Below are 12,510 nucleotides of genomic sequence, written 5' to 3'. Positions count from 1 at the left end.
AGACAAAAAAGAGCTGCCAGTAACATGGCAGCCCGTAAATGCAGGATCTGGATGGTTTTATAAGGTTTTTGACAGTCCCTTCATATAGGTGATCGCCAGAGTTTTGTCCTCCGGACTCAGTGCAGTAAAAAGTTTCAGACACTGTGCCTGGTCAGAAGTAAGCCCTTTGCTGCTGTTTCCTGGATCAAAAAAGTCGGTAATGGAGATGCCGAACCCGGAGCAGAGTTTCTGCAGAGTAGGAAGGGAAGGCATATTATGTTTGTTTATCATTGTACTGAGCGTGGAATACGCGATTCCGGATACTTTCGCCAGTTGATAGTAAGACCAGTTACGCTCATCACATAATTCCTGGATACGATCCAAAGGATTTAATTCTGTCATTATAAGTCACCTCATCGTCATTTGTGCGTGTAAAAAACTAGTAAATACTTCCTATATATATTAACGAAATAGTGCCTAAGTGGAAAGATTAGATTAAACGACACAAATGACACGCTGATACGATGCACAAAAGAAGAACGCCGCCTGCACGGGATGCACAGGGCAGCGTTCTGATATGGTTGGGGGATATACCGTAATTATTTGAGGATAGTTCCGGTTTTTTCTCTGTAGCCGTCTTTGGCGTGAGCGATGTCCGTGATGATCGCACGGCGGTTTTCGCCTTTGCTGAGGAAGGAAAGACCTGCCTCGATCTTAGGAAGCATGGAGCCTGCAGCAAACTGACCTTCATCGATGTATTTCTGTGCTTCTTCTGCGGAAAGCGCACCGAGGTAGGTTTCATGGTCAGTATCTTTGTTGAGGCTGACTTTCTCAACACTAGTGAGGATCAGAAGAGTATCTGCGTTCAGCTCCTCTGCAAGAAGTCCGCTTGCAAAATCCTTCTCAATGATGGCACTTGCACCATGGAGGTTGATTCCCTGTTCCATAACAGGAATTCCGCCGCCGCCGGCTGCGATCACGACCTGACCGGCATCTGTAAGGGCACGTACTGTCTCGATCTCGACGATGCGCTGCGGCTTCGGAGCTGCAAGGATACGGCGGTATTCGCCAGGTGCAGTCTCGGTAACAAAGTTACCCTTATCTTCCTCTGCCTCCGCTTCCTCTGCGTTGAGGACACGACCGATCACCTTCTCAGGTTCACCGAAAGCATCATCGTATGGATCGATAACAACCTGGGTCAGGATCGTGGCAACCGGTTTGTAAATACCGCGGGAGATGAGCTCAGCACGGATCGCATTCTGGAGGTCATATCCGATGTAACCCTGGCTCATGGCAGAGCAGACAGACATCGGAGCAAAAGTGTAATCCGGATGTGCTTTACCGAATTCATTCATTGCTGTGTGGATCATGCCGACCTGTGGTCCGTTACTGTGGGAGATGACAACACGTGTGCCTTCTTCTACAAGATCTGCAATTGCTTTAGCAGTTTCTCTGGTAGCAAGTTTCTGTTCTGGAAGTGTTGTGCCAAGGGCTTTGTGACCAAGAGCAACAACTACGGTTTTTTCGCTCATATGGATTCCTCGTTTCTTTTCAGTTTTGGTATAACTTGGTGTGAATAATTATCTATATTATAAAAGAATGGGCGTGGAATTGCAATAAAAAGATAGAATACATCCCCTTGGCATGATATACTGACAGAATAGGAGGTTAAAAGCATGAACTATACAATCAAAAATCAGAAACTAACTCTGGAGATATCATCCAGAGGAGGGGAATTTCAGTCGATCCGTGACGCACAGGGCAGAGAATATCTCTGGCAGGGGGATGCTGCAACATGGACAGACAGAGGACCGAATCTTTTTCCTTATATAGGAAGGATGACCGATCAGAGTTATACATACCAGGGACAGACGTATCATATGGATATACATGGATTTCTTCCAACTGCAGAGCTGAACCTGGTGGAACACAAAGAAGAGGAACTGACACTGAGACTGGAGGATTCACCGGAAACGGAAAGACAATATCCGTTTAAATTTGTGCTGGATATTACATGGAAACTGGAAAATGAAAAAATTTCGATTACTTATCTTGTAAAAAATACAGATGACAAAACCATATATTTTGGCATCGGAGGACATCCGGGTTTTCAGATCCCGTTTGAAGATGACCTGAAATTTGAAGATTATCGAATTGATTTTGGCGAGGGAGCCAAACCACGCCGCATCCTTCTTTCAGAGGACTGTTTTGTACTGGAAAAGGATGAACCATTGCAGCTTGTACAGGGGCGATACCTGAATCTGGAACATACATTGTTCGACAATGATGCGATCGTATTAAAAAATATGCCAGAAGAAATAAGGATCAACAGTGAAAAAGGCGAGAAAGAGATTCGAGTTGCATTTCCGAATATGGATTATCTGGGATTCTGGCACTGGCCACATGCGGAAGTAGATTATATGTGTGTAGAACCATGGAGTTCCCTTCCTTCCCGCAAAAATATCGTAGAAGATCTGGAGAAACAGAAGAACCTGCATGCTCTGAAATCTGGAGAAGAGTACAGAAACACATGGAGCATTATGCTCACTACACTAGATAGGATAAAATAATACAAAAAGGAGACGGCAGTTATGAAAAGATCAGAAATCAACAAAGCATTAAAAGACTTGGAAAATATGCTGAGGGAATATCAATATTTCCTTCCGAAGTTTGCAGATTTCACGCCGGAAGAATGGAAATCAAAGGGGCATGAGTTTGATGAGATCCGTGACAACATGCTGGGATGGGATATCACAGATTATGGTCTCGGAAAGTTTGATGAAGTAGGATTTTCACTGTTTACGATCCGTAACGGAAATCTTAAGATGCAGGATAAATATAAAAAACCATACGCAGAAAAATTTCTCTATTTAAAAGAGGGACAGTACGCTCCGAATCATTTTCACTGGTACAAGATGGAGGATATTATCAACAGAGGCGGTGGAAACATCCTGATCCGTGTTTTTAATTCTCTGCCGGATGAGTCTATTGATAAGCAGAATGATGTGACAGTCCATATCGACGGAGAGACCAGAGTAGTTCCGGCAGGCACGCAGGTCCGCCTGGAACCGGGAATGAGCATCAGCATTATGCAGGGAATGTACCATGATTTTGAAGTAGAACCGGGAACAGGTGCAGTCCTGATCGGAGAAGTCAGCCAGTGTAACGATGACAATACCGACAACCGCTTCGAACCGCCAGTAGGTCGTTTCCCGGAAATTGAGGAAGACGAGCCGCCATACCGTCTTCTGTGCAATGAATACCCGCCTGCACCGGAGAAATAAAGACATAAGGAAAAGCCGCCTGAACTCAGGCGACCTGTTTCCTTAACTTTTTTGAGGGGGGAGATAGAGAGTGGTTATTCATCTATCCAAGACCTATTATAAGAAATAAATGTGTGCAAACTGTGTACGGATTCTAAAAGAAATCGAAATTTTATAAATAAATCTTAAATAAATTTTATAATTACAGGATATCCTTGTATATCTGAGCAGAACATGTTACATTCATTAAGTCGGAATCTTATTTCGCAGGATTCCATTTGAGAGTTATTTTTTCTTATCGTCGTTCGACGAAAACATTCCATTTTTGATTAGATCTGTAAACAGAACGGAAGGGAAGGGGAGATGCCTATGACTGTGTGAACATATTCCTGGACAGAAACAACAGTAAAGCAGAGTAAAAAGGAGTATGTTTTTATGAAAAATAAAATATGGAGAAACTGGAAAATGACAGGTGCAGCCCTTATCATGTCCTGTTCGCTTCTGATGGGAAGTGGGAGTGCGGTTCTGGGAGCAGAGTTGGCGGAAAGTGATATTTTTCTGGAAGATGCGGAAGAAATAAATCCGCCCGAAGAGTCTGAGACAGAACAGGAGCTGGATTTGGCAGAAGTGGTGGATGAGATAAGGACAATGGAAGCAGCGGAAACTCTGGAAATAACCGAAATACCGGAAATTACAGAATCTCCCACTGCAACAGATATACCGCCGTTCACCGATTCGGAGGAAAAGGATCAGACACCATCGTACAAAATGTGGATAACCCCGCAGCAGACCCAGATCAAAGCAGGGAAAGAACTGCTCTATACGATCTCAGTGGAAAACACGGGCAAATGTCCTCTCAAAAACATCTGTCTTCAGAGCACTTTTTCGGATACATCGCTGGAGGGAACATGGGAAGAAGCGGAAGATGCAGAAATCCAGGAAAAGAACCTGAAACTGGAAAAGCTGGAAACAGGGATAAAAAAAGAATTTTATTTTTCTGTACAGCTTCCAGAGACACAGTCGGGAAAGATCTGCCTGTATCTGAATGGAACTGCAGAGTATGAAGAGGAAGAAACGGGCGAACTTCGAAGCCTTGTCTCAGTGGAACAAAGCAGTGAGACAGAAATCCTCCCGCTCAAAGCAGATTTTCAGGTCACAAAGACGGCTGACCGCACAATGGCAGTGCCGGGAGATAAAGTCACTTTTCAGATATGCATCCGAAACACCGGGGAGAGGACACTTCACTCCGTGGTAACGACAGAAAAATTTCAGCTTCAGAATGTTTCGGTGCGGTTTCTGGAAGCAGAAGGGATCGTACTGAACAAAGCCAGGACGAAAGCACGGATCGAGAAGATCGAGCCAGGGTGTTCTGTGGGGCTTCTGGCGGAGGTGACGCTTCCGGAGAAACTGAAAGACCAGAAACTTGTAAATGAGGTCAGCGTGACAACAACAGAAACAGGGGAACGAAAAGTAACATCAAAGACTGAGATCGAGGTATACAGGACAGCAGAGACACCAACACCAGAACCAGAGGCAGTTTCAGATGAAGGTGCACCAAACCAGAATGCAGAGAAAAAAGGGCAGGCAGCTTCCACGCATCCAAAAACCGGGGATCCCATGAAGCCTGTCCTGTGGCTCATGATGATCCCCGGTTCCCTTCTCGCGGCTGGCTGGGTGCGCAGCCGGATGCGAAACTAGATTAAATAAGATTACAGATTACAGGATATCAATGTGTTCTCCTGCAAGAGCTTTGTTCATGCTTCGAACAGCACAGAATTTACCGCACATACTGCAGGTATCACTGTGGTCGTCCTCCGGAAGACGGTCGTCGCGGATCGCTTTGGCTGTCTCCGGGTCGAGGGCGCAGGCAAACTGTGCATCCCAGTCAAGAACACGGCGTGCATCAGCCATCTTGTCATCGATATCTCTGGCGTGCGGGATACCTTTGGCGATATCTGCCGCATGGGCTGCGATCTTGGAAGCGATGATTCCCTGTTTAACATCATCAACATTCGGAAGTGCCAGATGTTCAGCCGGTGTTACATAGCAGAGGAAAGCAGCTCCGTTCATAGCGGCAACGGCACCACCGATCGCTGCTGTGATGTGGTCATAGCCAGGTGCGATATCTGTAACGAGAGGTCCAAGTACATAGAATGGAGCACCCATGCAGATAGTCTGCTGTACTTTCATGTTGGCTGCAACCTGATCGAGAGGAACGTGTCCCGGTCCCTCGACCATAACCTGTACGTTGTGATCCCATGCGCGTTTGGTGAGTTCACCAAGACGGACAAGCTCCTCGATCTGGCATACATCAGTAGCGTCAGCAAGGCATCCCGGACGGCAGGCATCTCCGAGGGAGATCGTCACGTCATGCTCTTCACAGATATCAAGGATCTCATCGAAGTATTCATAGAACGGGTTTTCTTCGCCGGTCATGCTCATCCATGCGAAGACAAGGCTTCCGCCACGGCTTACGATATTCATTTTACGTTTGTGCTTCTTGATCTGTTCGATAGTCTTGCGGGTGATTCCACAGTGAAGAGTAACGAAGTCAACGCCATCTTCTGCGTGCAGACGGATCACATCGATGAAATCATGAGCAGTCAGTTCAGAGAGGTCTCTCTGATAGTGGATGACACTGTCATATACCGGAACAGTTCCGATCATTGCCGGACATTCATGTGTCAGTTTCTGACGGAATGGCTGTGTGTTTCCATGGCTGGAGAGGTCCATGATCGCTTCAGCACCGAGGTCTACGGCTTTCATGACTTTCTGCATTTCAATGTCATAATCCTTGCAGTCTCTGGATACACCAAGGTTTACATTGATCTTGGTGCGGAGCATGCTTCCGACACCTTCCGGGTTCAGGCAGGTGTGGTGTTTGTTCGCACAGATGGCAACCTTACCTTCTGCTACGAGCTGCATCATTTTTTCTACAGGCATGTGTTCCTTTTCTGCAACGGTTTTGATCTGTGGTGTTACGATGCCTTTTCTTGCGGCATCCATCTGAGTTGTATACTGAGTCATAAGTTTCCTCCTGTTTATGTAAAATTTAAAAGTGTTTAATTGTAAAAATAAGAAGTATGCTGTCCACCGAGGGCATGGTCTACCGGTCCGTGACCATTTCCGAGATCAAGGTTTACCCGGAGTGCTTCTGTAAGATATTCCTTGGCTTTGGCAACAGAATCACCGAGGGAATATCCCTTGGCGAGAGTGGCTGCGATCGTGCTGGAAAGCGTGCAGCCTGTTCCGTGTGAATTCGGATTGTCAATACGTTCACCTTTGATCCAGAGCGTTTCGTCTCCGGTGTAGAGGAGATCGTTTGCATGGTCGGTTCTGTGTCCGCTTTTGAGAAGAATCGCACAGTGGAATCTTGCAAAAAGCTCCCGGCATGCGTGTTCCATGGAACTGTCATCATTGATGAGAAGTCCGGTCAGAACCTCAGCCTCCGGGATATTCGGTGTGATGAGCTCTGCCAGCGGGAAAAGTTCTGCCTTGAGTGTTTCTTCGGCTTCCGGTTCCATCAGACGATGTCCGCTTGTAGACACCATGACCGGATCCAGGACAATATGTTCCGGTTTGTACTGGCGGAGTTTGGCAGCAACACATTCCATAGCCTCCGGGGACGGAAGCATGCCGATCTTGACGGCATCCGGGAAAATATCAGAAAATACGGCATCCATCTGTGCGGCGATAAAATCAGCCGGTGTTTCCAGAATCCCATATACTCCGGTAGTGTTCTGGGCAGTCAGGGCAGTGATCACACTGGAAGCGTAGACACCGTTCATGGTGATCGCCTTGATATCCGCCTGAATGCCTGCGCCGCCGCTGGAATCGCTTCCTGCGATAGTCAGTACTGTTTTCTTTTTCATAGTGGTTCTCCTCCTGTTGCAAATAATTTTTTTATAAACGAGCGGAAAAAAATATTTTCTGCTCGGTCATATCCATGAGTGACATGTGGAACTGTCCGATGCCGCCGCTATTCTGATCTGTATGTCTTCCGGCTTCCTCTGAAATTTCCTTCCAGAGCTGACCGGCCGTGGACGCTGCCTCGAAGGCAGATGCTTCGCTGCAACAGAACAGGGCACACAGGGCAGAGAGCATGCAGCCGCCGCCCGTGATCCGGCAGAGCCTTGGATCGCCGCCACTAAGCAAAATGGTCTGTTCGCCGTCTGATACGACATCTGTTTTTCCTGTAATAAAAAAGGTGCAGTTATAAAGTCTGGAAGCAGTCCGCGCGAGTTGTGTCAGGTTCTGCGCATCCATATGCAGGCTGCTTTCCACGCCGCCGTGGGAAAAATGTGTTTCCTGTTCCGAATGAAAAGAACAGAGTACAGCCGCTTCTTCCTGATTGCAGCGGACCACAGCCGGATGCACATGATCCAGAAGCTTCCGGAGTTCTCTCCGGCGAAAAGAACTTCCGCCCACACCGACCGGATCGAGAACAACAGGATGACCAAGCTGATTGGCACGTTTCCCGGCAAGGATGCACGCCCGGATCTTGGCTTCATCAGGGACACCGGTGTTGAGAAGGGTTCCCTGACAGAAAGTAGTGATCTCAGCAGCCTCCTGTTCATCCTGCGCCATCACGGCACTTCCGCCGGCAGCGAGAAGGATGTTTGCAACATCATTCATCGTGACCGGATTGGTCAGACAGTGGATCTTTGGTTGTTTCCTAAGGATCGCAGCCAGAATTTCGTTTCTTTCCATAAATTACCTCATTACTGTGTCAAGCACCTGGCTTTTCTCGAAGATGCGGAGAAGCACATAGGCGAGGATGCTGCCTGCCAGAGTGGAGATAAAGAACGGGATCATGTATACCGTAAATCCGGCAGGGGCAAGTCCCATAGCGAAACGTGCAACCGGGTAAGCGGCAAGTCCGCCGAGAACGCCGGTTCCAAGTGCTTCCGCAGCACAGGTGAGACTTAATTTTCTGGTGAAATGGTACATAAGTCCACAGCACAGGGCTCCGACCATGCTTCCCGGAAAAGCAAGAAAACTTCCGATCCCGAGCAGATTTCGGATCAGGCTTGCACAGAATGCAATGCCGATCCCCCACCACGGTCCGAGAAGGACGGCAGAGAATACATTGACCATATGCTGTACCGGAGCACATTTGCTTCCGGCAACCGGAACACTTAAGAAGCTTCCAACTACGGCTGCTGCTGTCAGTACACCGGCAACGGCGAGCTTCTGTGCGGCATGTGTATTGCTCTTTGACATTGGTTTGACCTCCTTTGTTAATTATGAAACATCTGGTCTGAAAAATTAGCGCAAAAAAAGGAGAAATCCGCGGGGAAATTCTCCTGAAAAATCTTCGGTATTTCCCTACGTTGGCATTATCCAAATCAGGTTATGGGTCGAAACCAGTCAGTTTCCTCTCAGCCAGCTTCAGCCAGCTCCCCTGTTTCATATATTTTACGCTACTATTATACAGCCCATTACAGGATATGACAAGAAAAAATTCGGACCGCTTTTTATAAAAAACGGACACAGACCGGACATTGAAAAAGACTTCGACCTGTGATATCCTATAATGGAGTATATCCCGAAGTGAGGAGGATCAGAATAAATATGAAAGTTTCATCATTATTAGAGAGATTGGAATATACCTGCTGCCAGGGCAGCGTGGAGCAGGAAGTCAGTACTGTAGAGTATGATTCCCGCAAAGTGATCGAGAATTCTCTGTTCATCTGTATCAAAGGTGCAGTTGTGGACGGACATAAATTTGTACCGGATGTAGTTGCGAAAGGAGCAAAGACACTGGTAGTCCAGGACGATGTGGAAGCACCGCAGGATGTCACTGTGATCAAGGTAGAAGATACACGCTATGCAATGGCGTTCATTTCTGCCGCATATTTCGGACATCCGGCAGAACAGCTCAAGACCATCGGAATCACAGGAACCAAAGGAAAGACCACAACCACCTACATGGTCAAATCCATCCTTGAAAACGCCGGATACAAAGTCGGCCTGATCGGAACCATCGAGGCGATCATCGGTGACGAGGTGATCCCGGCAGCCAACACAACTCCGGAATCTTTTGTCGTTCAGAAATATTTCCGCAAGATGGTAGATGCAGGATGTGACTGTGTAGTAATGGAAGTTTCTTCACAGGGACTGATGCTTCACAGAACACAGGGCTTTGTTTTTGACTACGGTATCTTTACAAATATCGAACCCGATCATATCGGACCGAACGAGCACAGAGATTTCGCACATTATCTTGCCTGCAAATCCATGCTTCTCCGCCAGTGCAAAGTCGGCATCGTAAACCGCGATGATGAGCACTTTGAGAAGATTATCGAAGGCCATACCTGCAATCTGGAGACTTATGGATTTTCACCGGAGGCAGACCTTCGCGCAGAAGATGCACATATGGTCGGCGGCAAGGGATATCTGGGAATTTCCTACCATGTCAAAGGTCTTATGGACTTCCCGGTAGAAATCGATATTCCAGGTAAATTCAGCATTTACAATTCCCTGACTGCGATCGCCATCTGCCGTCATTTCAAGGTTTCCCAGGAAAACATCATCAAAGCTCTCAAAGTAGCGAGAGTCAAAGGGCGTATCGAGATGATCAAGGTATCCGATGAGTTTACTCTGATGATCGACTATGCACACAATGCGATGGCGCTGGAGAGTCTTCTCACAACTCTGAGAGAATATCATCCGCACAGACTGGTGTGCCTGTTCGGCTGTGGAGGAAACCGTGCAAAATCCCGTCGTTATGAAATGGGTGAGGTTTCCGGAAGAATGGCAGATCTGACTATCATTACTTCAGACAACCCGAGATTCGAGGAGCCACAGGCGATCATCGACGACATCAAGACAGGAATTGCCAAAACAAACGGCAAATACGTAGAGATCTGTGACCGTAAGGAAGCGATCGCCTATGCGATCCATCATGGAGAGCCGGGCGATATCATTGTCCTTGCCGGAAAGGGACATGAAGATTACCAGGAGATCAAAGGAAAGAAGTATCCTATGGATGAAAGAGTTCTGATCGCAGAGATTCTGAAGGAGGATCAGGAAAAAGATCAATGATGTATGCAGATATCATTGTAGATATTTCCCATGAGAAACTGGATCGGAGTTTTCAGTACCGCGTTCCGCAGGAACTGGAAAGCCAGATCCATATAGGAATGGTGGTATCCATTCCTTTTGGAAATGGAAATCATGAGCGCAGAGGTTATGTGATCGGACTTTCCCGGGAGCCCAAGCTGGCCCCGGTAAAGATCAAACCGTTTAAGGAAATCTGCAGCAGCGAGGAAACAACAGAGGAAAAACTGATCGCCCTTGCTGCATGGATGAAAGAACGATATGGTTCCACGATGGCACAGGCACTCAAGACGGTCCTTCCAGTAAGAGAAAAAGTCAAATCCAAAGAAAAACGCTATGTTCTTCTCAATATTGACAGAGAAGAAGCCCTTGCCCTTGCACAAAATCTCGAAAAAGGCAGATGTAAAGCGAGAGCGAGACTTCTTCGGGCACTCTGCGAGGAACCGAAACTTGACTATACCAGAGCTTCGAAAGAACTGGGCATGACTGCGGCAGTGATCGCACCTCTCGTTGAGCAGGGACTTGTCCATATCCAGCAGGATGAAATTTACCGCATTCCGATAGAGGAAGGTTCGATCCCAAGGGAGAAACTGTCAAGTCTTACTGAGGCACAGCAGGAAGTCCTTTGCCAGATTCAGGAGGAATGGCAGAAGGAAACTCCGCGTCCGGTATTGATCCACGGTGTCACCGGAAGCGGCAAGACGCAGGTTTATATGAAACTGATCGAGCAGGTAGTAGCACAGGGAAAACAGGTGATCGTACTAATCCCGGAGATTTCCCTGACATACCAGACAGTACGCAGATTTTATGGATGGTTTGGAGACAAGGTTTCGGTCCTGAATTCACGATTGTCCATGGGTGAGCGGTATGACCAGTTTCGAAGAGCAAAGCGCGGAGAAATCCAGATCATGGTGGGACCGCGTTCCGCTCTTTTTACACCTTTTTCCAACCTGGGACTTATCATAATTGATGAGGAACATGAGCAGACTTATAAGAGTGAGAACAGTCCACGTTATCATGCGAGAGAGGTGGCTGTGCAGAGGGCAGCGCAGGAAGGTGCACATGTGGTCCTTGGTTCAGCGACGCCGTCCCTGGAAGCATACAGCAGGGCGGTTTCCGGCGAATATCTGCTGACGAAGCTGACGGCCCGCTTTGAGGATCGTCCGCTTCCGGAAGTATCGGTTGTGGATCTCAGGGAAGAATTAAAAGCAGGGAACCGTTCGATCCTGAGCCGTAAACTGAAGGGTTCCCTGGAGAAACGTCTGAGAAATAATGAACAGTCCATCCTGTTCCTGAACAGGCGCGGGTACGCGGGCTTTGTTTCCTGCCGTTCCTGTGGGGAGGCTCTTAAGTGTCCACACTGCGATGTCGCACTGACAGAACATAACAATGGAAAGCTGGTCTGCCACTACTGTGGCTATGAGAGACCGCGTGTGGAGCAGTGTCCGTCCTGTGGTTCGCCTTATATCGGCGGTTTCAAAGCGGGAACACAGCAGATCGAACAGGTCCTTCACAAGACTTTTCCGAAAGCCCGTGTTCTCCGCATGGATTACGACACTACAAGAAATAAAGGAAGTTATGAGCAGATCCTGTCATCTTTTGCCGCCCATGAAGCGGATATCCTGGTGGGAACCCAGATGATCGTCAAGGGACACGACTTTCCGGATGTGACTCTGGTTGGTGCAGTGGCGGCTGACCTTTCTCTGAATGCGGCCGATTATCGCTGTGCAGAGAGGACATTTCAGCTTCTGACTCAGGCAGTCGGAAGGTCTGGACGGGGCAATAAGCCGGGAGAGGCAGTGATCCAGACATACCATCCGGAACATTACAGTATCCAGACCGCGGCAACCCAGGATTATGAAGCTTTTTACCGCGAGGAGATGAGCTACCGTCTTCTGATGGATTATCCGCCGGCGGCACATATGCTGTCGATCCTTGCTGCGGGAGAAGATGAGGAACTTTTGAGCCAGGGCATGGATTATCTCGGACGATTCGTAGAACGGATCGGGGAAAAATACCACCTTCACGTGATCGGTCCTGCCTATGCATCCGTCGGGAAGATCAACGATGTCTACCACAAGGTCATCTACCTGAAACATCAGGAAGAACGTGTGCTGATGGACATCAAGGATAAAGCAGAAAAATATATCGAAGTAAATTCCGGTTTCCGGAAATTATATATACAGTTTGATTACAGCTAGTGTAC

General features: G+C 47.7%; 11 protein-coding genes and 1 riboswitch. Of the genes, 5 read left to right on the top strand and 6 right to left on the bottom strand.

Features of this window, described 5'->3' with window-relative positions:
* Positions 1 to 57: 57 nt before the first annotated feature.
* Positions 58 to 381: a helix-turn-helix domain-containing protein gene (locus QZL69_RS11560; RefSeq protein ID WP_022215363.1), complete on the bottom strand. Its 324-nt coding sequence runs from the start codon at positions 379 to 381 to the stop codon at positions 58 to 60.
* Positions 382 to 578: 197 nt separating this feature from the next.
* A complete protein-coding gene (gene arcC / locus QZL69_RS11555; RefSeq protein WP_022215362.1) occupies positions 579 to 1,511 on the bottom strand; it encodes a carbamate kinase in 933 nt (310 codons plus the stop codon).
* A gap of 144 nt (positions 1,512 to 1,655) precedes the next feature.
* Here arcC and QZL69_RS11550 point away from each other — a divergent pair, with 144 nt between their 5' ends.
* The 3 genes from QZL69_RS11550 (at position 1,656) to QZL69_RS11540 (ending at position 4,940) form a co-directional block, all read left to right on the top strand.
* Positions 1,656 to 2,549 (top strand): aldose 1-epimerase family protein, encoded by an 894-nt coding sequence (locus QZL69_RS11550; protein WP_022215361.1) that lies wholly within the window; start codon positions 1,656 to 1,658, stop codon positions 2,547 to 2,549.
* 21 nt (positions 2,550 to 2,570) lie between these two features.
* Positions 2,571 to 3,263 carry a D-lyxose/D-mannose family sugar isomerase gene (locus QZL69_RS11545; RefSeq protein ID WP_022215360.1) on the top strand — a complete coding sequence of 231 codons (693 nt, stop codon included), beginning with the start codon at positions 2,571 to 2,573 and terminating at the stop codon, positions 3,261 to 3,263.
* Between the two features lie 414 nt (positions 3,264 to 3,677).
* Complete coding sequence (locus QZL69_RS11540) at positions 3,678 to 4,940, top strand: DUF11 domain-containing protein (RefSeq protein ID WP_022215359.1); 1,263 nt, start codon at positions 3,678 to 3,680, stop codon at positions 4,938 to 4,940.
* A gap of 18 nt (positions 4,941 to 4,958) precedes the next feature.
* On the opposite strand, the gene thiC is transcribed toward QZL69_RS11540, so the two are convergent.
* From thiC to thiW, 4 genes are read right to left on the bottom strand one after another with little or no spacing between them, the layout of a single operon-like run.
* Positions 4,959 to 6,269, bottom strand: coding sequence for a phosphomethylpyrimidine synthase ThiC (gene thiC / locus QZL69_RS11535; RefSeq protein WP_022215358.1), 1,311 nt, complete (start codon positions 6,267 to 6,269; stop codon positions 4,959 to 4,961).
* A 35-nt stretch (positions 6,270 to 6,304) separates the two neighbouring features.
* A complete protein-coding gene (gene thiD, locus QZL69_RS11530) occupies positions 6,305 to 7,114 on the bottom strand; it encodes a bifunctional hydroxymethylpyrimidine kinase/phosphomethylpyrimidine kinase (protein WP_022215357.1) in 810 nt (269 codons plus the stop codon).
* Positions 7,115 to 7,145: 31 nt separating this feature from the next.
* Complete coding sequence (locus QZL69_RS11525) at positions 7,146 to 7,952, bottom strand: hydroxyethylthiazole kinase (protein WP_022215356.1); 807 nt, start codon at positions 7,950 to 7,952, stop codon at positions 7,146 to 7,148.
* A 3-nt stretch (positions 7,953 to 7,955) separates the two neighbouring features.
* Positions 7,956 to 8,465 (bottom strand): energy coupling factor transporter S component ThiW, encoded by a 510-nt coding sequence (thiW, locus tag QZL69_RS11520; RefSeq protein ID WP_022215355.1) that lies wholly within the window; start codon positions 8,463 to 8,465, stop codon positions 7,956 to 7,958.
* An 85-nt stretch (positions 8,466 to 8,550) separates the two neighbouring features.
* A riboswitch (TPP riboswitch) is annotated at positions 8,551 to 8,658 on the bottom strand.
* Between the two features lie 158 nt (positions 8,659 to 8,816).
* Here thiW and QZL69_RS11515 point away from each other — a divergent pair.
* Both QZL69_RS11515 and priA read left to right on the top strand, forming a co-directional pair.
* Positions 8,817 to 10,289, top strand: a complete 1,473-nt coding sequence (locus QZL69_RS11515) for a UDP-N-acetylmuramoyl-L-alanyl-D-glutamate--2,6-diaminopimelate ligase (protein WP_022215354.1) — start codon at positions 8,817 to 8,819, stop codon at positions 10,287 to 10,289.
* Complete coding sequence (gene priA / locus QZL69_RS11510; protein WP_022215353.1) at positions 10,286 to 12,505, top strand: replication restart helicase PriA; 2,220 nt, start codon at positions 10,286 to 10,288, stop codon at positions 12,503 to 12,505. Before QZL69_RS11515 ends, priA begins: the two co-directional genes overlap by 4 nt.
* The last annotated feature ends 5 nt before the right edge of the window (positions 12,506 to 12,510 follow it).

This window comes from Blautia sp. CAG:237 (genome assembly GCF_000436615.1).
In the GTDB taxonomy this organism is placed as follows: domain Bacteria; phylum Bacillota; class Clostridia; order Lachnospirales; family Lachnospiraceae; genus Blautia_A; species Blautia_A intestinihominis.
Note: the sequence above shows the minus strand (reverse complement) of the source record. Positions and strands in the feature narration are given on the sequence as shown.

What these genes read in the sequence shown, in the direction of transcription:
- QZL69_RS11560 (WP_022215363.1), bottom strand. Translation starts at nt 381, where the DNA reads ATGACAGAATTAAATCCTTTGGATCGTATCCAGGAATTATGTGATGAG.
- arcC (WP_022215362.1), bottom strand. Translation starts at nt 1,511, where the DNA reads ATGAGCGAAAAAACCGTAGTTGTTGCTCTTGGTCACAAAGCCCTTGGC.
- QZL69_RS11550 (WP_022215361.1), top strand. Translation starts at nt 1,656, where the DNA reads ATGAACTATACAATCAAAAATCAGAAACTAACTCTGGAGATATCATCC.
- QZL69_RS11545 (WP_022215360.1), top strand. Translation starts at nt 2,571, where the DNA reads ATGAAAAGATCAGAAATCAACAAAGCATTAAAAGACTTGGAAAATATG.
- QZL69_RS11540 (WP_022215359.1), top strand. Translation starts at nt 3,678, where the DNA reads ATGAAAAATAAAATATGGAGAAACTGGAAAATGACAGGTGCAGCCCTT.
- thiC (WP_022215358.1), bottom strand. Translation starts at nt 6,269, where the DNA reads ATGACTCAGTATACAACTCAGATGGATGCCGCAAGAAAAGGCATCGTA.
- thiD (WP_022215357.1), bottom strand. Translation starts at nt 7,114, where the DNA reads ATGAAAAAGAAAACAGTACTGACTATCGCAGGAAGCGATTCCAGCGGC.
- QZL69_RS11525 (WP_022215356.1), bottom strand. Translation starts at nt 7,952, where the DNA reads ATGGAAAGAAACGAAATTCTGGCTGCGATCCTTAGGAAACAACCAAAG.
- thiW (WP_022215355.1), bottom strand. Translation starts at nt 8,465, where the DNA reads ATGTCAAAGAGCAATACACATGCCGCACAGAAGCTCGCCGTTGCCGGT.
- QZL69_RS11515 (WP_022215354.1), top strand. Translation starts at nt 8,817, where the DNA reads ATGAAAGTTTCATCATTATTAGAGAGATTGGAATATACCTGCTGCCAG.
- priA (WP_022215353.1), top strand. Translation starts at nt 10,286, where the DNA reads ATGATGTATGCAGATATCATTGTAGATATTTCCCATGAGAAACTGGAT.